Source organism: Streptomyces sp. enrichment culture, assembly GCF_964273145.1.
GTDB lineage: Bacteria > Actinomycetota > Actinomycetes > Streptomycetales > Streptomycetaceae > Streptomyces.
Genome location: NZ_OZ186873.1, coordinates 2,383,611 through 2,404,559 on the forward strand (window position 1 = coordinate 2,383,611; position 20,949 = coordinate 2,404,559).

The 20,949-nt window shown below is 74.5% G+C and carries 15 protein-coding genes and 1 other RNA gene; 7 read left to right on the top strand and 9 right to left on the bottom strand.

Features of this window, described 5'->3' with window-relative positions; all coding sequences use genetic code 11:
- Positions 1-72 precede the first annotated feature (72 nt).
- Both ACSU6Z_RS10755 and ACSU6Z_RS10760 read left to right on the top strand, forming a co-directional pair.
- A complete protein-coding gene (locus tag ACSU6Z_RS10755; protein WP_437044738.1) occupies positions 73-1,404 on the top strand; it encodes an MFS transporter in 1,332 nt (443 codons plus the stop codon).
- A 145-nt stretch (positions 1,405-1,549) separates the two neighbouring features.
- Complete coding sequence (locus tag ACSU6Z_RS10760; protein WP_437044739.1) at positions 1,550-2,542, top strand: LacI family DNA-binding transcriptional regulator; 993 nt, start codon at positions 1,550-1,552, stop codon at positions 2,540-2,542.
- 87 nt (positions 2,543-2,629) lie between these two features.
- On the opposite strand, the gene ssrA is transcribed toward ACSU6Z_RS10760, so the two are convergent.
- From ssrA to ftsE, 5 genes are all read right to left on the bottom strand, one after another.
- Positions 2,630-3,030, bottom strand: a transfer-messenger RNA (tmRNA) gene (ssrA, locus tag ACSU6Z_RS10765).
- Between the two features lie 184 nt (positions 3,031-3,214).
- Positions 3,215-3,694, bottom strand: a complete 480-nt coding sequence (gene smpB / locus ACSU6Z_RS10770; protein ID WP_164396754.1) for an SsrA-binding protein SmpB — start codon at positions 3,692-3,694, stop codon at positions 3,215-3,217.
- Positions 3,695-3,741: 47 nt separating this feature from the next.
- Positions 3,742-4,938 carry a S41 family peptidase gene (locus ACSU6Z_RS10775; protein ID WP_437044740.1) on the bottom strand — a complete coding sequence of 399 codons (1,197 nt, stop codon included), beginning with the start codon at positions 4,936-4,938 and terminating at the stop codon, positions 3,742-3,744.
- 68 nt (positions 4,939-5,006) lie between these two features.
- Positions 5,007-5,924 carry a permease-like cell division protein FtsX gene (gene ftsX / locus ACSU6Z_RS10780; protein WP_437019136.1) on the bottom strand — a complete coding sequence of 306 codons (918 nt, stop codon included), beginning with the start codon at positions 5,922-5,924 and terminating at the stop codon, positions 5,007-5,009.
- Positions 5,925-5,958: 34 nt separating this feature from the next.
- Positions 5,959-6,648 (bottom strand): cell division ATP-binding protein FtsE, encoded by a 690-nt coding sequence (gene ftsE, locus ACSU6Z_RS10785; protein ID WP_437019134.1) that lies wholly within the window; start codon positions 6,646-6,648, stop codon positions 5,959-5,961.
- 259 nt (positions 6,649-6,907) lie between these two features.
- Between ftsE and ACSU6Z_RS10790 the strand changes: the two genes are divergently transcribed.
- The gene (locus tag ACSU6Z_RS10790; protein WP_437044741.1) at positions 6,908-7,099 is read left to right on the top strand and encodes a hypothetical protein; all 192 of its coding nucleotides are present in this window, start codon (positions 6,908-6,910) and stop codon (positions 7,097-7,099) included.
- Between the two features lie 97 nt (positions 7,100-7,196).
- Here the strand turns inward: ACSU6Z_RS10790 and ACSU6Z_RS10795 are convergent, their stop codons facing one another.
- The 4 genes from ACSU6Z_RS10795 to ACSU6Z_RS10810 all read right to left on the bottom strand — a co-directional run bounded on the left by ACSU6Z_RS10795 (position 7,197) and on the right by ACSU6Z_RS10810 (position 12,685).
- Positions 7,197-8,042, bottom strand: a complete 846-nt coding sequence (locus ACSU6Z_RS10795; RefSeq protein ID WP_437044742.1) for a hypothetical protein — start codon at positions 8,040-8,042, stop codon at positions 7,197-7,199.
- A gap of 304 nt (positions 8,043-8,346) precedes the next feature.
- Positions 8,347-9,453: a peptide chain release factor 2 gene (gene prfB, locus ACSU6Z_RS10800; protein WP_437044743.1), complete on the bottom strand. Its 1,107-nt coding sequence runs from the start codon at positions 9,451-9,453 to the stop codon at positions 8,347-8,349.
- Positions 9,454-9,586: 133 nt separating this feature from the next.
- Entirely contained in the window at positions 9,587-10,840 is a 1,254-nt protein-coding gene (locus tag ACSU6Z_RS10805; protein WP_437044744.1) for a serine/threonine-protein kinase, read from the bottom strand.
- Between the two features lie 165 nt (positions 10,841-11,005).
- Positions 11,006-12,685, bottom strand: coding sequence for a protein kinase domain-containing protein (locus ACSU6Z_RS10810; RefSeq protein ID WP_437044745.1), 1,680 nt, complete (start codon positions 12,683-12,685; stop codon positions 11,006-11,008).
- Between the two features lie 489 nt (positions 12,686-13,174).
- Between ACSU6Z_RS10810 and ACSU6Z_RS10815 the strand changes: the two genes are divergently transcribed.
- The 4 genes from ACSU6Z_RS10815 (at position 13,175) to ACSU6Z_RS10830 (ending at position 20,809) form a co-directional block, all read left to right on the top strand.
- Positions 13,175-16,915, top strand: coding sequence for an FHA domain-containing protein (locus tag ACSU6Z_RS10815; RefSeq protein WP_437050259.1), 3,741 nt, complete (start codon positions 13,175-13,177; stop codon positions 16,913-16,915).
- Positions 16,916-17,149: 234 nt separating this feature from the next.
- On the top strand, positions 17,150-18,547 hold the full coding sequence (locus ACSU6Z_RS10820; protein ID WP_437044746.1) for an ABC transporter substrate-binding protein: 1,398 nt from the start codon (positions 17,150-17,152) through the stop codon (positions 18,545-18,547).
- A 67-nt stretch (positions 18,548-18,614) separates the two neighbouring features.
- Entirely contained in the window at positions 18,615-19,898 is a 1,284-nt protein-coding gene (locus ACSU6Z_RS10825) for a carbohydrate ABC transporter permease (protein WP_437044747.1), read from the top strand.
- A complete protein-coding gene (locus ACSU6Z_RS10830) occupies positions 19,895-20,809 on the top strand; it encodes a carbohydrate ABC transporter permease (protein ID WP_437044748.1) in 915 nt (304 codons plus the stop codon). The genes ACSU6Z_RS10825 and ACSU6Z_RS10830 overlap by 4 nt, the downstream gene beginning before the upstream one ends.
- Positions 20,810-20,949 lie beyond the last annotated feature (140 nt).

Below are 20,949 nucleotides of genomic sequence, written 5' to 3' on the forward strand. Positions count from 1 at the left end.
ACAACGGCGGTGCGTGAATCGGTGCGGAGAAGGTGTTGGACCCCGTGTCCGGCTCCGCGCGACCGTTGCCCCATGCCGCAGCCGACGCCCACCCGCCCGTCCGCGCCCGCTCCCCTGCTCACCGTCACCGGCGACACCCTCGTCGCCGCCGACTTCGGGTCCCGCGCCCCGGGCCGGGAACGCCCCGGCGCCGGACGCCCGCCCGGCCCCTACCGCCGTCTGTTCGCCGCCCCCGGCGCCCGCGCCTTCACGGCCGGGAACCTCGTCGCCCGCCTGCCCATGGGCATGTTCAGCGTGAGCGCGGTCGTGATGATCGCCGGTACGCGCGGCTCCTACGCCCTCGCCGGCGCCGTCACCGCGACGGGGCTGGCGGCCACCGCGCTGGTCGCCCCGTGGACCGCCCGGCTGATCGACCGGCACGGGCAGGCCCGGGTGGCGCTGCCCGCCACGCTGGTCGCCGTGCTCGGCTCCCTCGCGCTGTTGCTGTGCGTGCGCCACGGCGCCCCCGACTGGACGCTGTTCGCCGCGTACGCCGCGACCGCCACCACCCCCAACACCGGCGGGATGTCCCGCGCCCGCTGGAACCACCTGTTCAGGGGTGACGCGGCGGCCCTGCACACCGCGAACTCCTTCGAGCAGGCCACCGACGAGCTGTGCTTCATGCTGGGTCCGGTGCTGGCGGTCTTCCTGTGCGGGACGTTCTTCCCGGAGGCGGGCACGCTCGTGGGCGCCTTCCTGCTGCTGGCGGGCATGCTGCTCTTCACGGCCCAGCGCGCCACCGAACCCCCCGCCGCGCGGGTGCGGGACACCGCCGGGGCGGGGCCGAAGTCCCCCTTGCGGTCCCCGGGCGTACCGCCGCTGCTGGCGGTGTGCCTGGCGACGGGCGGGGTGTTCGGGTCGATGGAGGTCGTCACGATCGCGTTCGCGGACGCGCGCGGGCACGGTGCGGCGGCGGGCGTGGTCCTCGCCCTCCAGGCGGCCGGTTCGTGCGCGGCGGGCCTGCTGTACGGGGCGGTGCGTCCGGCCGGCTCCGCACGGTCCCGCCTGCCGTGGTGCGTCGCCGCGATGACGGCCCTGCTGACGCTGCCGGCACTCGCGGCGGCCGGCCCCGGCTCGCTCCCGCTGCTGGGCGGCGCGCTGCTGCTCGCGGGGATGGCGACCGCCCCGACGATGGTCACCACCATGACGCTGGTCCAGCGGCGCACCCCCGAGGGCCGTCTGAACGAGGGCATGACCCTCGCGGTCACCGGCCTGCTCGGTGGCATCGCCTGCGGCAGCGCGGCCGGCGGCTGGGCGGTGGAGCACCTCTCGGCCGCCGCCGGATACGGCGTCGCGGTGGCCGCCGCCGCGCTGGCCCTGCTGATCAGCCTGCTGCCGCTGCCCGGTTCCCGCGCGAACCATTGACGCGCGCACCGTCCGTCCCTACCTTCCCCTCGCAGCGCTTCCACGACAGGCATCCCACCGGCCCCGTCCGCCTCCGGGAGGAATCGACCATGCCGACGGTACGAGGGCGGGTCCGCAGGCCGACGCCGGAGCCGGGGCCGGTCCGATGGTGAGGATCACGGACGTGGCGCGGCGCGCCGGGGTGTCGCCCAGCACCGTCTCCTACGCGCTCAGCGGCAAGCGCCCGATCTCGGCGGCGACCCGGCGCCGTGTCGAGGCGGCGGTGCGCGAGCTGGGTTACCGGCCGCCCGGACGGGCCCGGCCGGTGGCGGGCGGCCGGACGAACGTCCTGGCGCTGGTGCTGCCCCCGGCCGCCGACGTCACGGCGCCGGCGGTGATGGAGCGCGTGGCGTCCGTGGTCACCGCCGCCCGGGCACACGGCCAGGACGTCCTGCTGGCCACCCGTGCGGAGGGCCCGGACGGGCTGCGGCAGGCGGCGGACGCGGCGCTGGCGGACGCGCTGATCGTGACGGACGTCCGGGCGCACGACCCTCGGCTGCCGCTGCTGCGCACGCTGGGCCGGCCCTGCGTACTGATCGGCCTGCCCGCCGAGCCGGACGGGCTGACCTGCGTGGACGTCGACGCCGAGGCGGCCGGCGCGCTGTGCGTGGACCATCTGGCGGGGCTCGGGCACCGGGCCGTGGCGCTGGTCGGGCCACCGCCGCGGGGGCCGGCCCGGCGGGTGGCCCGGGGCTTCGCGGGCGCCGCCGCCCGCGCGGGGCTGGCCTGCGCCGCGCACTCCTGTGCGACGGCCCCGGACGCCGTCCGGCGGACCGCCGGACGGCTGCTGCGCGCGCGGCCCGCGCCGACCGGCGTCGCGGTCCACGGCGGGCCGCTGCTGGAACCGCTCGTCGGCGCCTTCGAGGAGTTCGGTCTGCGCGTGCCCGGCGACGTGTCCGTGGTCGCCCTGGGCCCGGACCCGCTCACCGGGCCGGCCGGCCGTCCCCCGGTCACCTCGGTCACCGTCCCGTCCGCCGCCCTGGGCGCGCGGGCGGTGGAACTGCTGATGCGGAGGCTGGCGGGTGAGCCGGTGCCGGGCGTCACGCTGCTGCCGCCGCGGCTGACACGGGGCGCGAGCACGGCACCGCCCCGCGCCTGACCGCCGGCGGGCGGACATGGCGAAGGCCCCGCCGCTCGACGCGGCGGGGCCTTCGCCCACATGGGTGGGAGGCCGGTGACCTCCCGATCGTGGAGATGGCGGGAATCGAACCCGCGTCCAACGGTGTGGAACCAGGGCTTCTCCGTGTGCAGTCCGCTTCGCTTTTCTCGGCCCCGGAGATCACGCGGACAAGTCTCCGACGGGCTCAGTCACTGTGTGGTTTCCCTCTGCACCCCGTGACCGGGTCCAGAGGTTTAGTTCCCTAGCTGATGCCAGGATCCGGGTCGGGAACAGCCCCGGGCTGACACTCCCTTAGTAGGAGGCTCGCTCCGCTACCTGAGGTCAGGCAGCGAGGGCGAAGGCCTGCTGGGAGGAATCGCGCTTGGTGTTGGCGATTATTTTTTTCGGCCTGTGGTTTACGAGATCATGGCCGCTTCCTCGACACGCTTCCCCTGCTTCGACAGCCGCTGTCGAAACCGATCATCCCCATGTTGATTTCTCAAGGTGCGCACCCGCTGTGAGGTGCAGGTGCCATCGTAAAGGACCAACGCCCGTCGATGCCACCGTATTCCCGGCGGTCGCCCCGCCGTCACCCGGCGGTCGCCCCGCCGCGGTACCGGGTTCAACGCGTCCCGGCCCGGGATCGTTCCCGGGTACCCGGGGCGTGGCGGGTCACGCCCGCTGCCGCCGCCGGATCGCCGACATCGCCCGCTCGGCCTCACGCCGGTCCTGCTTCTCGCGCAGGGTCTGGCGCTTGTCGTACTCCTTCTTGCCGCGCGCCAGCGCGATCTCGATCTTGGCGCGGCCGTCCTTGAAGTACAGCGCGAGCGGCACGATCGTGTGCCCCGTCTCCTGGGACTTCGACTCCAGCTTGTCGATCTCCACGCGGTGCAGCAGCAGCTTCCGCTTGCGGCGGGCGCTGTGGTTGGTCCAGGTGCCCTGGCTGTACTCCGGCACGTGCACGTTGTGCAGCCACGCCTCGTGCCCGTCGAGCTGCACGAAGCCGTCGGCCAGCGACGCCCGCCCCTGGCGCAGCGACTTCACCTCGGTCCCGGTGAGGACGAGACCGGCCTCGTAGGTGTCGAGGATGTGGTAGTCGTGCCGCGCCTTCTTGTTCTGCGCGATCAGCTTGCGCCCTTTTTCCTTAGCCATAGTGCCGACCATTTTCGCACTACGCGGGGGGCTCGCGGGAAGCCGATTTACGCGGGCGGCGGTTCCTGTCCCAGACCGCTGAGCACCGTCCGGGCCCGCTGGAGGGCCTCCGGGGCGCCGGGGTCCACCTCCAGGTCGGGCGTGATGCCCCTGCCGTCGACGCCGCGGCCGGAAGGGGTGCGGTAGTGGCCGACGGTCAGCTCGGCGACCGAGCCGCCGGGCAGCCGGCTCGGCATCTGCACCGAGCCCTTGCCGAAGGTGCGGGAGCCCACGACGACCGCGCGTCCGCGGTCCTTCAGGGCTCCGGCGAGGAGTTCGGCCGCGCTCATCGTGCCGCCGTCGACGAGTGCGACCAGGGGTCTGGAGGTGTCGCCGCCGGGCTCGGCGTGCAGGACGCGCTGCTCGCCGTCGACGTCGTAGGTGGCGACGAGGCCGCCGTCGAGGAAGGCGGAGGCGGCCGTGACCGCCTCGGCGACCAGGCCGCCGGAGTTGCCGCGCAGGTCGAGGACGACCCCGTCGCGGGGCGGGGCCTCGCGCACGGCGGTGCGGACCCGCTCGCCGGTGCCCCGGGTGAACGTGGCGACCTCGATGACGGTGACTCCGCCGGGCAGCTCGCGGACGGTGACGGAGTCCGTCGACAGGCGGGCCCGGTGCAGGGTGAGGCTCCACGTGCGCGTGCCGCGCTGGAGGCCCAGCCGGACGGTGGTGCCGGCGGGCGCGCCGGTGGCGTCGCCGCGCAGCAGGGAGACCACCTCGGTGACGGGACGCCCGTCGACCGGCTCGCCGTCGACGCTGCGCAGCCGGTCGCCCGCGCGGATCCCGGCGGTGCCGGCGGGCGAGCCGGCCCGCACCTTCGTCACCTCGATCCGGCCGTCCCGCTCGCGCCGCGCCCACAGGCCGACGCCGGTGTAGCGGCCGTCGAGGGCCTCCTCCAGCTCCTCGTACTCGCCCCGTGAGTAGACGGCGGCCCAGCGGTCACCGCTGCGGCTGACGGCGCGCTCGGCGGCCTCCACGGGGGACTTGCCGTCGGCCATCGCCTCGGCCGCCGCCCGGGCCACGTCCTGCCGGTGCCCGGTGGGCGCGGGCGAACGGGCTTCGCCCGCCGCGGACTTCCGCTCCGCCCGGTCCGCCTGAGGAAGCGATCCGGTGGCCGCCCCCGCGGCGAGCACACTCGCGAACACCAAGGTCAGGGCGGCCCCGTGGCGGAAGCGGCGGGGCTGACAGAACAGGTCACGACCTGACATGCCGGTGAGTCTAGGACAACGGAAAGGGCCGTACGGACGGCTGTCCGTACGGCCCCTCGCGGCATGTGTCACACCTTCAGATACTTGCGCAGCGCGAAGAACGCGGCCAGCGCGGGCATCAGGAAGCTCGCCGCGAGGATGAGCGGCAGCTTGGTGAGGACCGCGTCCCAGCCGACGAAGTTGATCAGCGGCAGCTTCTCGGACAGGGCCATGCCGTTGTCGATGACGAAGTACTGGCCGAGCACGAGGAAGGAGCAGGCGATGGTGCCGCCGACGAGGCCGGCGACCGCGGCCTCCATGATGAACGGCGCCTGGATGTAGAAACCGGAGGCGCCGACCAGGCGCATGATGCCGGTCTCACGGCGGCGGCTGAACGCCGAGACGCGCACCGTGTTGACGATCAGCAGCAGCGCCACGACCAGCATGACGAGCATCACGCCCCGCGCCGCCCAGTTGAGGTACCCGAGGAGTTTGAAGAGGTTGTCCAGGATGCCCTTCTGGTCCTGCACCGACTGCACGCCCGCCCGGCCGTTGAAGGCGGTCGCGATGACCTCGTACTTCTCCGGGTCCTTGAGCTTGATGCGGTACGACTCCTGCATCTGGTCCGGCGTGAGCGAACTGGCCAGCGGGGAGTCGCCGAACTGCTCCTTGTAGTGCTTGTACGCCTCGTCCTGCGACTCGTACAGCACCTCGTCGACGACCGCCATCTTGTCCAGGTCGTTCTTGATCTGCTGCTTCTGCTCGGTGGTGACGGCGCCCTTGGCACAGTTCGGGTCGGACTCCGCGTCGCTCTTGTTGCAGAGGAAGATCGAGACGTTGACCTTGTCGTACCAGTAGCCCTTCATCTGGTTGACCTGGTCGCTCATCAGCAGGGAGCCGCCGAACAGGGCCAGGGACAGGCCGACGGAGACGATGACGGCGAAGGTCATCGTCAGGTTGCGGCGGAGACCGACACCAATCTCCTGGAAAACGAACTGCGCGCGCATGGCGTCTTCTTCGGGCCTTTCCGTGGACGGGGGATCAGTGCTGGTAGCCGTAGACGCCGCGGGCCTGGTCGCGGACGAGGCGGCCCTTCTCCAGCTCGATGACGCGCTTGCGCATCTGGTCCACGATGTTCTGGTCGTGGGTCGCCATCACCACGGTCGTACCGGTGCGGTTGATCCGGTCGAGCAGTTTCATGATGCCGACGGAGGTCTGCGGGTCGAGGTTGCCCGTCGGCTCGTCGGCGATCAGCAGTTTGGGCCGGTTGACGAAGGCCCGGGCGATCGCGACGCGCTGCTGCTCACCGCCGGAGAGCTCGCCGGGCATCCGGTTCTCCTTGCCGCCGAGGCCGACGAGGTCGAGCACCTGGGGCACGGACTTGCGGATCTCGCCGCGGGACTTGCCGATGACCTCCTGCGCGAAGGCGACGTTCTCGGCGACGGTCTTGTTCGGCAGCAGCCGGAAGTCCTGGAACACGGTCCCCAACTGGCGGCGCATCTGCGGCACCTTCCAGTTGGAGAGGCGTGCGAGGTCCTTGCCCAGGACGTGCACCTGCCCGTGACTGGCCCGCTCCTCGCGGAGGATCAGCCGCAGGAAGGTGGACTTGCCGGAGCCGGAGGACCCCACGAGGAAGACGAACTCGCCCTTCTCGACCTCCAGGGAGACGTCCCTGAGGGCGGGTCGGTTCTGCTTGGGGTAGACCTTGGAGACGTTGTCGAATCGGATCACGGATGCACCACGGGTCGCCGGGGGTAGATGAGCGTGACCATACGCGAACCGGGGTGGGGGCCGCAGTCACCGGTCGGGGTTGTGCGGGGGTTGCGCGTTTTGTCCGGCGCCCGGCCCCGGTCCCCGGGTCCGCGGGGCCTCGGGGCCCGCCCCAGGGGGAACGCGCGCAGCGGTCCGCGGAACCTGGCACAGTGGAGAGGGAACGTTCGCGGCGGCGTGGGCGTTGTGTACGTGGAACCGGTGTAAGGAGGGCGAGCGCATGACGTACGACCGGTTGGTGTGCGCGAACTGCGCGGCGCCCGTGAGCGAGGGCCGGTGCCCGGTGTGCCGGGCGAACCGCGAGCGGCTGCAGCAGGAGAACTTCTTCGCGGGGCTGAACCCGATGGCGCTGGTCGCGCTGCTGGTGGTACTGGTCGCGGCGGTGGCGCTGCTGGCCCACCAGACCGCCTGAGGCGGCCCCGGACGCGGCGGGGGCCCGGAGCGCGCCGGCTGCGCTCCGGGCCCCTTGGCCCATGCCGTGCGTACAGTGGGTACGCGGGTGGCTACCGTCAGGCGGTGGCGCCGCCCCGGCCGCCCACCAGGCGCGGCAGCATACGGAAGCCGATACCGCCGGCGATCATCGTGGCGGCGCCGACCAGCAGGAACGTGGTCTCCGCGGCACCGGTCTCGGCGAGTTCCCCGCCCCCGTTCTGAGCCGAGGTGTCGGCGGCCGGGAGGACGTCCGCGCCGGTGTCGGTCAGGGCCGAGGTGCCCTGCTCCTGGGTGGAGGCGTTGGAGCCGCCGTCGGTGCTGATGTCGCCACCGCCGGTGTTCCCACCGCCGTTGCCGCCACCGTTGCCGCCGCCGCCGTTGCCGGTGTCGCCGCCGCCGTTGCCGCCGCCGTTGTTACCGCCGCCGTTGTTACCGCCGCCGCCGTTGCCGCCGCCGCCGTTGCCGGTGTCGCCGCCGCCGTTGCCGCCGCCGTTGTTACCGCCGCCGCCGTTGCCGCCGCCGTTGTTGCCGCCGCCGCCGTTGCCGCCGCCGTTGTTGCCGCCGCCGTCACCCGGGGTGCCCGGGTCGGTGGTGGGCGGGGTGCCCGGGTCGGTGGTCGGCGGGTTCGGGTCGGTGGTGGGCGGGGTGCCCGGGTCGGTGGTGGGCGGGGTGCCCGGGTCGGTGGTCGGCGGGTTCGGGTCGGTCGGGATGCTCGGGTCGGTGGTGCCCGGCTCCCCGTCGCCCCCGATGCCGATGTTGACGTCACCGGTGACGCCGGCGTCACCGGCATCGCCGACACCGACGCCGACGCCGACGCCGATCTCGAGCGCCGAAGCGGCGCCCGCGGCGGTCAGCGAGGCGCCGGCCGCGATCACGGCACCGGCCGCGATTCGAGCGACACGGATCCGCATCTTCTTCGTCATATGGTTGCTACCCCCAGTAGCTCATCGTCAGTGAGGCGGCGCTCGGGGCCGTGATCGACGGAGGTAGCTGAAGTAAAGCCCCCCGGTTCACATGCGCCCCAGAAATACGCATGCCGCGCCTCACCCTTCCCACTTTTCAAAGCAACGTCAAGGGCATTGCGTACGTGATGTCCGAGTAAGGGGGGAATGCCGGACGGGTTGGTGTGTGAGTGTGATGTAGAACCCAGACATAGGGCATGGAAAAGGCAACTGCCGCCCGATAGGCGGCAGTTGCCTTGTCGACAAAACGGCGTATTCGCCGGGTCTACTTCTCCTGCTGCTTGCGCCAGCGAATTCCGGCCTCCAGAAAGCCGTCGATCTCGCCGTTGAACACGGCCTCGGGGTTGCCGACTTCGTACTCGGTGCGCAGGTCCTTGACCATCTGGTAGGGGTGCAGCACGTACGAACGCATCTGGTTGCCCCAGGAGTTGCCGCCGTCGCCCTTGAGGGCGTCCATCTTGGCCTGCTCCTCCTGGCGGCGCCGCTCCAGCAGCTTGGCCTGGAGGACGTTCATCGCGGTCGCCCGGTTCTGGATCTGCGAGCGCTCGTTCTGGCAGGAGACGACGATGCCGGTCGGCAGGTGGGTGATGCGCACCGCGGAGTCGGTGGTGTTCACGCCCTGGCCGCCCGGGCCGGAGGACCGGTAGACGTCGATGCGCAGCTCGGACTCGTCGATGTCGACGTGGTCGGACTGCTCGACGACGGGGAGCACCTCAACACCCGCGAAGGAGGTCTGCCGGCGGCCCTGGTTGTCGAACGGCGAGATGCGCACCAGGCGGTGCGTGCCCTGCTCGACGGAGAGGGTGCCGTAGGCGTACGGCGCCTGCACGGCGAAGGTGGTCGACTTGATGCCGGCCTCCTCCGCGTACGACGTCTCGTAGATCTCGGTCTTGTAGCCGCGCTGCTCGGCCCAGCGCAGGTACATGCGCTGGAGCTTCTCGGCGAAGTCGGCGGCGTCGACGCCACCGGCCTCGGCGCGGATGTTGACGAGCGCCTCACGGGCGTCGTACTCGCCGCTGAGGAGCGTGCGGACCTCCATCTCGTCCAGCGCCTTGCGGACCGCGGCGAGCTCCGCCTCGGCCTCGGCGCGGGTGTCCGGGTCGTCCTCCTCCTCGGCCATCTCGAAGAGCACGGCGAGATCGTCGATCCGCCCGCGCAGGGCCTCCGCCTTGCGGACCTCGGCCTGGAGGTGGGAGAGCCTGCTGGTGATCTTCTGCGCCTCGTCCGGGTTGTCCCACAGGGACGGCGCGGCCGCCTGCTCCTCGAGCACGGCGATGTCTGCCCTCAGCTTGTCGAGGTCCAGAACGGCCTCGATCGACTCCATGGTCGAGGAGAGGGACTTGAGCTCTTCGGATACATCGACGACTGCCACGCATCCAGCGTAACGGCTCCGCCAGGCGGCGGACGCCGGGTGACGGTACTCACAGGGGCCGGGCGGGGCCGCCGATCCCGCATGCGGCCACCGGCCGCCCCCGGTCCACCGGGCCCCGGGGGCGGCCGGTGCCTCAGGGGGACACCGGGGCGGAGTTCCCCGTGTCCCCGGTGTCCCCGGGGCCGGTGCCGCCGTCCTCGCCGCCCGTGGCCGCCCAGGCGCCGAACCCGATCGCCGCCACCAGCACCACGGCACCCGTGCCCAGCGCCGCCCGGCGGCGCCGCGTGGCGGCCCGGTTGCGGGCGGAGCCCGGCCGGGGCGCGCCGGCGGGGCGGGGGGCGCGGGCGGTGCCGCGGGCGCCGCCGGCCAGCTCGTCGGGGCCGGGGACCCGCATGGAGGTGTGGGTGTCCCGGTTGGCGTCGGCGGGCCTGGAGCCCGGCACCAGCGGGACCGCGCCCCGCCGCGGCACCGGTTCCCCGGCGGGGGCGGGCCCGGCGGGCGGCTCCTCGGGGACCTCCTCCGCGGCCTGCGCGCCCGGCTCGTCCACGTCCAGCGGCGGCATGCCTGCCAGCGTCGGCAGCAGCTCGCGCAGCCGCGCGGCCAGCTCCGAGGCGCGCAGCCGGGAGGCCGGGGCCTTGGCCAGGCACTGCACGATCAGCTGCCACAGCTCGTCCGGGATGCCGGGCAGGGGGACGACCGTCTCGGTCACGTGGCGGCGCAGGACGGCACCCGGGTGGCCGCCGCCGAACGGGGTGAAGCCCGCGAGCAGCTCGTACAGGACCGTGGCCAGGGCGTAGATGTCGACGGAGGCGCGGGGCGGGAGGCCCTCGACGATCTCCGGGGCCAGGTAGTCGGGCGTACCGATGATCTTGGTGGCGCGGGTGCGGCGCGGGGTGTCGATGAGCTTGGCCACCCCGAAGTCCGTCAGCAGCGCGGGGTGCGAGCCGCCGGGGCCCAGCGGGCCCTCCATGTCCAGCAGGACGTTCTCCGGCTTGACGTCCCGGTGGACGACCCCGGCGGCGTGCGCGGCGGCCAGCCCGTCCGCGACGTCGGCGACGATCGCCACCGCGGCCTCGGGCGGCAGGCGCCGCTCCCGGTCCAGGCGGGTGCGCAGGTCCGTGCCGCGGACCAGGTCCATGACCAGGGCGAGGTCGTTGCCGTCGACGACCAGGTCGCGCACGGAGACGACGTGGGGGTGCTCCAGACCGAGCAAGGCCGTGCGCTCCTGCACGAAGCGCCCGACGAGCTCCTGGTCGGAGGCGAGGTCCTCGCGCAGCAGCTTGATGGCGACGGGGCCCTGAGGCCCCTCGCCCAGCCACACCGTGCCGGCACTGCCCCGTCCGAGGATCTGGTGGGCGGTGTACCGGCTGCCGATCTTCCGTGCCAAGTCTGCTCCTACCGACGCGTGTTGCCGACAAAACTACGCGCCCGGGGAGCCGGCCTTCACCGAGGAGGCGGAAATCACCCGTCGGTTGTCGACAAATCGCCACACTCGCCGGGCGGACCCGGCGCCCGGTCCGGGCGCCGGCGCCGGCCCGCGCCGCCGCCGGTGTCAGCCCGTACCCGTGCCCGTGCCCGTGCTGTCGCCCAGATCCTGGACCCAGCCGGTCACGTCACCGACCCAGTCGCTGAGCTGTTGCCAGTAGGACCTGCCGGTGCCGATCCACTCCTGCAGCGGGCTCAGCTCCCACACCAGCCAGCCGGCCACGAACAGGATGACCAGCGTGAACAGGCACCCCTTCAGGCAGCCGAGCCCGGGGATCCGCATCGGGTTGGCGCTGCGCCGCCGCGGCGGCCGGGGCTCCCGCGCGGGCCGCCGGGGCTCCGGCGCGGGCGGCGGGGCGTACCGCTGCGGCTGGGGCTGGGGAGGCTGCTGGGGCTGGGGAGGCTGCTGGGGCTGGGGAGTCGCGTACGGCTGCGGGTGGCCGTAGCCGCCCTGGCGGGGCCGGTGCTGCGCGGGACGCGACGGCGGCTGCTGCGGCCGGGCGACCTGGCGCTGGGGACGGCGGCGCAGCGGGTCCTCGTCGGGGTCGAGGTACTGGATCTGCGTCTGCTCGTTGCGGTCGCGGGCGGCCCGCAGCTGGTTCTGCCAGGGGTGCGGCTCGTCCGGCTGCTGCCCCGGGGGCACCGGCGGCATGACGGCCGTCGGATCGGCGGCGCCCCGGTGCGGCAGGACGGCGGTGGGGTCGGCGGCGCCGCCGGGGCCGCCGGTGTGCGGCAGGACGCTGGTGGCGGCGTCGGGGCCGTACGCGCCGTTCGGGTTCTGCGGCAGGACCTGCGTCGGGTCGGCGGCACCGGGGGTGCCGGGCACGGGCGCGGGCGCCGGGTCGGGGGCGAGGAGCGCGCCCACGTTCTCGGCGGCGGCGATCTGCGCGGGGCTCGCGTGCACGCCGATGCCCTCGGCGACGACGCGCAGGGCGCGGGCGAGGTTCTCGGCGCCGGGCCGCTCGTCGGGGTTCTTGCGCAGGCAGCGCTCGATGACCGTCCAGAGGGGGTCGGGGACCGTGGAGGGGCGGCGCGGTTCGGCGCTCAGGTGCTGGTGTAGGACCTCCAGGGCGGAATCGCCGGAGAACGGCGGGCGGCCGGTGACCAGCTCGTAGAGGAGGATGCCGGCGCCGTAGACGTCGACGGCGGAGGTCTGCGGGCGGCCCTCGGCGGACTCCGGCGCGACGTACGCGGGCGTGCCGACGAACTCGTGGGTGCGGGTCAGCCCCGGCGAGTCGGCCAGGCGCGCGATGCCGAAGTCGGTGAGCATCGGGTGCAGCCGGTCGCCGTCCCGCTTGAGCAGGACGTTCGCCGGCTTCAGGTCGCGGTGGACGACGCCGTCGGCGTGGCTGGCGGCGAGCGCGTCGGCGATCTGCGCGGTGAGCAGCGCGGCGGCGACGGGCGTGAAGGGGCCGTTCTCGCGCAGGTGGCGGTGGAGGTCGGGGCCGTCGACGAGGTCCATGACCAGCGCCAGCAGGTCGCCCTCGACGACCAGGTCGCGGACCCGGACGATGTTCGGGTGGGTCAGCCGCAGCAGCACGGACCGCTCCCGCAGGAAGCGCGTCACGACGTCGGCGTCGTTGGCGAGCTCCTCCTTGAGGACCTTGATCGCGACCGTCTCGCCGGGCTGTCCGGGCACGGCCGCCTCGGCGCCCGCCGTCTCTCGCTGGCGAGCTCGCCAGACGGTCCCCGTAGCGCCGCGGCCGAGCGGCTCCTCGAGGAAGTACTTGCTGCCTACCGGCCGCACGTCATGCGCTCCCTGTTGCTTGCTTGGCTGGCCCGTGCACTGTGATCCATGCGATCCATCGTGCCGTCCGTCGTGCCGGGGTGCCACGGGGTGGTTCCGACCCACTGTAGTGCCGCCCCGCGCGGCACGGGCCGTCGTCTTCCCGCGCGCCCCGCGCGGTCCGCCGCCGCCTCCCCCCGACTCCCCGCGTGCCCTGGGAGGACGTCCGACCCGGTCCATTGGTTGCCGGACCCGGACGTGACCGATCCAAAGACGCCTCCATCCGATCGACACTGCGGCACTCGCCGGGCATTTTTACGGTCAGAGCAGACCAATCAAGATCATTTGACGGTGGGCGGCGGACATGTTGTCGGCGGCAGGTGCGAGGATGCCCTCCAGTATTGGCCGACGTGCTCGTGGGGCGGCGGGGGAAGTCCGCGGTGGGGGACCGCGTCAGGTGGCTTCGTCCCCGGTCCGCGGGTGCCCGCGCAGAAGGGACCGCTGACGGCGATGCAGATCCGGCTGACCGTCGTAGACCCGCTGGGCCCCTCCCCATCGGCGCACAGCGGCGCCGCGAGCTGTGACGTGCTGGTGACGGCGCCCGCCGGCACCGCCCTGGCCGCGGTCGCGTCGGCGCTGGCCTCGGCAATCCCGGGCGCCGACGGCTCCGGCTCCGGCGCCCCCGCGCTGTACGCCGGTGCGCAGCGGCTGGACGCACAGCGCTGCACGCTGGGCGAGCCCCCGCTGATCGACGGCGCCGTGCTCTGCGTGGGCGCCCCGGGCGCCCCCGAGCCCCACCCCGAGGCGGCCGACGCCCCCACCCGGCTCCACGTGGTCGCCGGTCCCGACGCGGGCGGCGTCCACCTGCTGCACGGCGGCCGGGTGCACATCGGCCGCTCCGCCGACGCCGACGTCCCGCTCGACGATCCCGACGTCTCCCGGATGCACTGCGCGGTGACCGTCGCCGCCGACGGCCGCGTCACGGTCGCCGACCTCGGCTCCACCAACGGCACCACCCTGGACGGCGCCCCCGTGGGCGACCACCCGGTCCGTTTCGCGCCGGGGGCGCTGCTGCGGATCGGGGAGTCGGCGCTGCGGCTGGTCCCGGCGGCCCGGGGGGCCGGGACGCGGGTCGGGACGACACCGGACGGGGAGGGCCATGTGCGGCTGTCCCGCCGCGAGGACGGCGCGGGCGGCGCGGGCGGCGCGGGCGGCCCGGCGTCCGGTGGCGGGGAGGCGGCGCACGCGCGCGTGCCCGACGGGGCGGGCGGCCCCGCCGAAGGCGCGGCGGACCCCGCCGGACGGACCCACCACGCCTACGGTGCGGCCGGCCACGGCTGCGGTGAGGCGGGCGCACAGGGGTACGGCGGCCCGGTCGCGCCGCCGCCCGTCCCCGGCCGGGGCGGGACGGCGCGGACCGGGGGCCACGGCACGGGTCCGGCGGCGCACGCGGCGGCGCCGGGGGCCGGGCCGCGACCGGTGCCCGGCGCGGGCGGCGCGCACGCGGGACGTTCCTCCGACACGCCCCCCTCCGACGGCCCCGGCGCCTGCGGCGTCGCGGACCCGTACACGGACGCGGACGGCACGGCGCGCAAGGGCACGCCGCTGAGGGGGACCGAGGTGCCGCCGGGCGTACGGCGACGCGGCGGCCTCGCCGCGTGGGCACGGCGCCTGGCCGGCGGCCGCGGCGAAGCCGGTGCCGCCGGGCGGGAGGCGTACGGCGAGGGCGCGGCCGGGGCCGCGGAGGCCCCGGCGGCCACCTCCCCGGTGCCGGAGACCTGGCCGGACCCGGCCTCGCTGCTGCTGACGGCCCTGGGACCGGGGCCGCGGCTGTGGGAACGCGAGCCGGGGCACCCCGAGGCGCTCGCCGTCCGGCTCGGCACGGCCGACCGGGCGGCGCCCGACGGCTCGGGGCTGCTGCCCGCGGTACCGGTGACCACCGGGCTGCGCGAGGTCGGCTCCCTGGGACTCGCCGGCCCCCGGGCGCGGCTCGCCGGGCTGGCGCGCGCGGTGCTGGCCCAGCTCGCCGCGCTGCACTCCCCCGACGTCCTGGAGATCGTCCTGATCAGCGCGGACGACGCCCGCCCCCTCCCGGAGCGCACCGCGGAGTGGTCCTGGCTGGGCTGGCTGCCGCATGTGCGCCCGGGACACGGCCAGGACTGCCGTCTGCTGCTCGCCCACGACCGGGAGCAGGCCGCGGCCCGCGTCCAGGAGTTGCTGCGGCGCCTGGAGGACCACCTGCCGGATCCGGGACGGCCCACGAGCGGGACCGCACCCGCCTCCGCCCCCGCCATCCCCGCCCAGCCGACCGCCGCCGCGCACGGCGGGTGCGCCGGGCCCGGCGTGTCCGGCGGAACGCGGGGCACCGGCGGCCCCGGCACGCCGGCCGGCCCCGCGGGCGTGCCCGGCGGCCCCCGCGGGGCCGAAGGCCCCACCCCACCGCCCGGCCGGCGCCGGGGCCCCGCGTGGGCCCGCACGGACGGCGAGGACGGCGGGCCCGCCGGGACGAGCCGTCCCGGCGGCGCCGGCAGGGCCACCGCGACCGGCTGGACCACCGGAACCCTCGCGCCCCCGGGAACCGCTCCCGCCCCCGGCGGGGCCGGCGCCCTTCCCGTGCCGGGCCCCCCGTCCTCCTCCGCGTCCCCCGCCCCCTTCCCCGGCCCGTACACCGTGGTCGTCGTCGACGGCGACCCCGGTGCCGCCGACGTGCGCGAGGCGCTGGCGCGGCTGGCGGTGGAGGGACCGCGGGCCGGCGTCCACCTGGTGTGTCTCGCCGAGACCCCCGCCGCGTCCCCGGCGTCCCCGGTGGCGGAGACGTACGAGGCGGCCTGCGCGGCCTCGCCGGTGTTCCGGGAGTGCGGGGCCGTGGCGCTGCTCAGCGGTGATGTGGCGACGGCCCTGCGGCTGCTGCGCGTCGCCCGCGCGGGCGGTGCCCCGGCCGGTCCGGCCGGCCACGGCACCGTCGCCACCGTGGACGCCGTCTCCCCCGCCTGGGCCGAGCGGTTCGCGCGGGCGCTGGCACCGCTGCGGACGGACGGCGCCGGCGGTGCCGGGGACGCGCGGCACGCGCGCGTGTCCGCGCCGCTGCCCCAGGCGTCCCGGCTGCTGGACGAACTCGGGCTCGCGCGGGCCACCCCGGCGTCGCTGATGGCGCGCTGGGCCGACGCGGCCGACGACCCGGCGGCACTCGGCGGGCGGGCGCACGCCGTGCTGGGCGCCGGGCCGCGCGGCCCGGTCGGCGTGGACCTCGCGGCCGAGGGCCCCCACCTGCTGGTCGAGGGGCCGCAGGGCAGCGGCCGTACGGAACTGCTGCGAGCCGTCGTCGCCTCGCTGGCCTCCGCCGAGCGGCCCGACCGCCTCGGCATCGTCCTGGTCGACGGCCGGGACGGCGCGGGCGCGGCGGACGGCGGGGCCGGCGAGGGGTTGCGGGTCTGTACGGACGTACCGCACGTCATCACGCACCTCACCGCCAACGACCCGGTGCGGATGCGGGAGTTCGCCCAGGCGCTGAGCGCGGAGCTGAAACGGCGCGCCGAGCTGCTCGGGCGGTCGGACTTCACCGAGTGGCACACCCGGCGCGAGGTGTCGGGCCGGATGGTCGCCCAGCGCACGGCGCCGGGCTCCGCCCCGGCCACCGGGTCCGCCGGCGCGGGGGCCGGGGACCTCGACACCCCGCCCGGTACGACGCTGCGGCTGCGCCCGGCGGCGGCCCGGCGGCGTGCGGAGGACGCGGCGCCGCCGCTGCCCCGGCTGATCGTGGTCGTGGACGACCTGGACGCCCTGGCCGCCCCCGCACTCGGTTCGCCGGGGCGGCCCGCGGCCGGCTCGGTGATGCGGGCGCTGGAGGCCGTCGCGCGGGACGGCGAACGGCTCGGCGTGCACCTGGTGGCCGCCACCGGCCCCGACGACCGTACGGCGCAGTCGGAGCCGGCCCGCCGGGCGGCCCTGCGCGTCACGCTGGACGCCCCGGTGCCGGGGCCGGACGAGCCGGCTCCGGGACGCGGGCGGCTGGCCCGCGCGGACGGGCGGACCGTGCCGTTCCAGGGCGGCCGGGTGACCGGTCGCATCCCGAGGACGGCGACCCTGCGCCCCACCGTCGTACCGCTGGAGTGGCACCGCATGGGCGATCCGCCGGCCCGGCGCCCGGTCCGGGAGCTGGGCAACGGCCCGACCGATCTGGCGTTGCTGGCGAGTGCGCTGGAACGGGCGGCGCGGGAGGCTTCGGCACCGGTGGTGGCACCGCTGATGTGAGCGCGGGCGGCGCCGCCGGCGCTCGCGTGGGCGACACCCGGTGCGAGCGCGGGCGGCGCCGCCGGCGCGAGGCGGGCGCCGGCCCGGCCGTGGCGCGCCCGTACCTGGTCACGAGGGCATCACGATCTCTCGCCGGACCCCGGTCGCGCTCTTGCCGCCCCCGACTCCCCCGGCGTACACAGAGCGCACGGAAGAGCGCCGAACGTTCGACGAGGAACGAAGAACGGGGCAGTGATGCGCACCACGAGCAGCACCATCCGGACACGCAGGACCACGAGCGGGACCACCAGGGCCGTGACCGCCCTCGCCGCGGGAGCGCTCGCGTTCTCGCTCACCGCGTGCGGGGGCGACGGCGACGGCGACGGCGAGGAGAGCGCGCGGCCGGGCGGCGACAAGGAGACGGCCGCCTCCGTCACCCTCCCCCGGCTGGACGGCGCCTCCCTGGAGGTCGCCGCCGTCTGGACCGGCACCGAGCAGGCCAACTTCAAGAAGGTTCTCGCGGAGTTCGAGAAGCGCACGGGTGCGAAGGTGACCTTCGTCCCCGCCCAGGACCCGATCATCAACTTCCTCGGCTCGAAGATCGCGGGCGGCCAGCCGCCGGACATCGCGATGCTGCCGCAGCCCGGCGCCATCAAGCAGGCCGTCGACAAGGGCTGGGCCAAGCCGCTGGGCGCCGAGGCGCTCAAGGAGCTCGGCGAGAACTACTCGCCGGGCTGGCAGGACATCGGCAAGGTCGACGGCAAGCAGTACGGGGTGTACTACAAGGCCGCCAACAAGTCCCTGATCTGGTACAACGCGCAGGTCTTCGAGAACGCCGGCGCCCAGGAGCCCAAGACGTGGGACGAGTTGCTGACCACCGCCCGGACGGTCTACGACTCCGGCGTCACCCCGTTCTCCGTCGGCGGCGCCGAGGGCTGGACCCTCACCGACTGGTTCGAGAACGTGTACCTCTCGCAGGCGGGCCCGGAGAAGTACGACCAGTTGGCCAAGCACGAGATCAAGTGGACGGACCCCTCGGTGAAGGAGGCCCTGACCACCCTCGCCGAGATATGGGGCAAGGAGGAGTACGTCGCGGGCGGCCCGCGCGGCGCGTTGCAAACGGAGTTCCCGGCCTCGGTGACCCAGACCTTCACCGGCGGCGACCAGCCCAAGGCGGGCATGGTCTACGAGGGCGACTTCGTGCAGGTCAACATAGACGAGGCGGGGGCTGAGGTCGGCACGGACGCCAAGGTGTTCCCCTTCCCGGCGGTCGGTGACACCGCGCCGGTGGTCTCCGGCGGCGACGCGGCCGTGATCCTGGAGGACTCCGAGGCGGCGCAGGCCCTGGCCACGTTCCTGGCCTCCCCCGACGCGGCGACGATCCAGGCGAAGCTGGGCGGCTACCTCTCCCCGAACAAGAACGTGGACGCGTCGGCGTACCCCAATGCCGTGCAGCGCAAGATCGCCGAGGCGCTGATCGCGGCCGGCGACGACTTCCGCTTCGACATGTCGGACCAGGCCCCGCAGGCCTTCGGCGGCACCCCCGGCAAGGGCGAGTGGAAGGCCCTGCAGGACTTCCTGAAGAACCCCGAGGACGTCGCGGGCACGCAGCGGAAGCTGGAGGCCGACGCGGCCGCCGCCTACGGAGGCTGACGCGATGAAGCCGGCCAGCGCGGCAGGGGCCCCGCCGGCCCCTGCCGCTCCTCCGTCGCGCAAGAGCGTGACCGGCACCCGCAAGGCCGTGGCGGCACTGTTCCTGCTGCCCGCGCTGGTGCTGCTCGGCGCGCTCGTGGTCTACCCGATCGGGTACTCGCTCGTCCGCAGCTTCTACGACCAGTCCGGTGACGGCTTCGCCGGACTCGACAACTACCGGGCCCTGTTCACCGACGACGGCGTCCGCACCGCCCTGAAGAACAACATCGTCTGGGTGGTGTTCGCGCCGGCGGTCTCCACCGCGCTCGGCCTGATCTTCGCGGTGCTGACCGAACGGGTGCGCTGGGGCACGGCCTTCAAGCTGGTCATCTTCATGCCCATGGCCATCTCGATGCTGGCGGCCGGCATCATCTTCCGCCTGGTGTACGACCAGGACCCCGACAAGGGAGTGGCGAACGCGGTGTGGGTGGGCGTGCACGACACGTTCGCGCAGTCGTCGGCGTTCCCGAAGGCGCACCCGGGCCGCGAGTCGCCGCTGGAGGCCGCGGGCGGCGGCGCGTTCGTCACCAAGGAGCCCGTCCGCGCCGGCGAGCCCGTCATGCTGCCGCTGGTCGGCGTGGCCCCCGACGTGATGCCCGACGACGCCGAGAGGGCCGCGGCGCCCGAGGCCGAGCCGGGCAAGGTCACCGGCACCACCTGGCAGGACTTCACCCGCGGCAAGGGCGTGGGCACGCTGGGCGGCGTCGACGCCTCCGAGTTGGGCTACCCCGGCATGAGGATCGAGGCCGTCAAGGACGGCGAGGTCGTCGCGTCGGCGAAGGCCGCCGCCGACGGCACGTTCACGCTGCCCGCCGCGGCCGACGGGGCGCTGCTGCGGCTGCCCGCCGACAACTTCAGGGAGCCCTACAACGGCCTGGAGTGGCTCGGCCCGTCGCTGGTGACACCCGCGATCATCGGGGCGTACGTGTGGATGTGGGCGGGCTTCGCGATGGTGCTGATCGCGGCCGGTCTGGCGGGCGTCCCCCGGGAGCTGCTGGAGGCGGCCCGGGTCGACGGCGCCAGCGAGTGGCAGGTGTTCCGCAAGGTCACGGTGCCGCTGCTCGCGCCGGTCCTCGCGGTCGTCACCGTCACCTTGATGATCAACGTGCTGAAGGTGTTCGACCTGGTCTTCATCATCGCCCCCGGTTCCTCCCAGGACGACGCGAACGTGCTCGCCCTGGAGCTGTACCGCAAGGGCTTCGCGGTGGACCAGCCGGGCATCGCCAGCGCCATCGCGGTGTTCCTGCTGCTGCTCGTCATCCCGGTGATGTGGTTCAACATCCGTCGGCTCAGGCGGGAGGTGCGGCGATGACGGCACAGGAGCGGTCCGGGGCGGTCGCGAAGGCGGCCGGGGCCGGGCCGGCCGGGGCGAGGCGGTCCCTGGGCGCGCGTCTCGCGCAGGGCGCCGGCGGTGGTCTGGTGCGCGTGTTCCTCCTCGTCGTCGGCCTGTTCTGGCTGATGCCGACGGTCGGCCTGCTGCTGTCCTCGCTGCGCACCCCGCAGGACATGGCGGCCGACGGCTGGTGGAAGGTGCTCACCGAACCGTCCCGGCTGACGTTCGAGAGCTACGAACAGCTGCTGGAGAACGGCGACATCACCGATTCGCTCGTCAACACGGCGCTGATCACGGTCCCGGCGACCGTGCTCGTCGTCGTCATCGGCTCCCTGGCGGGCTACGCGTTCGCGTGGATGGAGTTCCCCGGCCGCGACTGGTGGTTCCTCGGCGTGGTCGGGCTGCTGGTGGTGCCGGTACAGGTGGCGCTCATCCCGATCGCCGAACTCTTCGGGAACATCGGCCTGTTCGGCTCGATCGCCGGCGTGGTCCTGTTCCACGTCGGGTTCGGCCTGCCGTTCGCGGTGTTCCTGCTGCGGAACTTCTTCGCGGAGATCCCCAAGGAGCTGCTGGAGGCGGCGCGGCTGGACGGCGCCGGCGAACTGCGGCTGTTCGCACGCGTGGTGATGCCGCTGGGCGGGCCGGCCATCGCGAGCCTGGGCATCTTCCAGTTCCTGTGGGTGTGGAACGACATGCTGGTCGCGCTGATCTTCGCGGACTCCGGGAACCAGCCGATCACGGTCGCGCTCCAGACGCAGGTCCGGCAGTTCGGCAACAACGTCGACGTGCTGGCGCCCGGCGCGTTCATCTCCATGGTGATCCCGCTGGCCGTGTTCTTCGCGTTCCAGCGGCAGTTCGTGTCCGGCGTGATGGCGGGCGCGGTCAAGTAGGCCCCGGAAAGGCGGTGCCGGGGGCGGGCCGGACACGGCCCGCCCCTCGCCGTACACGCGCCGCCGCACTCCGCCCGCGTGCCGCCCGCGCCCGCGCTCCCCGTGCCCAGGACGCCGTACACGCGCCGCCCGCGTCCCGC

What these genes read in the sequence shown, in the direction of transcription:
- ACSU6Z_RS10755 (WP_437044738.1), top strand. Translation starts at nt 73, where the DNA reads ATGCCGCAGCCGACGCCCACCCGCCCGTCCGCGCCCGCTCCCCTGCTC.
- ACSU6Z_RS10760 (WP_437044739.1), top strand. Translation starts at nt 1,550, where the DNA reads ATGGTGAGGATCACGGACGTGGCGCGGCGCGCCGGGGTGTCGCCCAGC.
- smpB (WP_164396754.1), bottom strand. Translation starts at nt 3,694, where the DNA reads ATGGCTAAGGAAAAAGGGCGCAAGCTGATCGCGCAGAACAAGAAGGCG.
- ACSU6Z_RS10775 (WP_437044740.1), bottom strand. Translation starts at nt 4,938, where the DNA reads ATGTCAGGTCGTGACCTGTTCTGTCAGCCCCGCCGCTTCCGCCACGGG.
- ftsX (WP_437019136.1), bottom strand. Translation starts at nt 5,924, where the DNA reads ATGCGCGCGCAGTTCGTTTTCCAGGAGATTGGTGTCGGTCTCCGCCGC.
- ACSU6Z_RS10790 (WP_437044741.1), top strand. Translation starts at nt 6,908, where the DNA reads ATGACGTACGACCGGTTGGTGTGCGCGAACTGCGCGGCGCCCGTGAGC.
- ACSU6Z_RS10795 (WP_437044742.1), bottom strand. Translation starts at nt 8,042, where the DNA reads ATGACGAAGAAGATGCGGATCCGTGTCGCTCGAATCGCGGCCGGTGCC.
- ACSU6Z_RS10815 (WP_437050259.1), top strand. Translation starts at nt 13,175, where the DNA reads ATGCAGATCCGGCTGACCGTCGTAGACCCGCTGGGCCCCTCCCCATCG.
- ACSU6Z_RS10820 (WP_437044746.1), top strand. Translation starts at nt 17,150, where the DNA reads ATGCGCACCACGAGCAGCACCATCCGGACACGCAGGACCACGAGCGGG.
- ACSU6Z_RS10830 (WP_437044748.1), top strand. Translation starts at nt 19,895, where the DNA reads ATGACGGCACAGGAGCGGTCCGGGGCGGTCGCGAAGGCGGCCGGGGCC.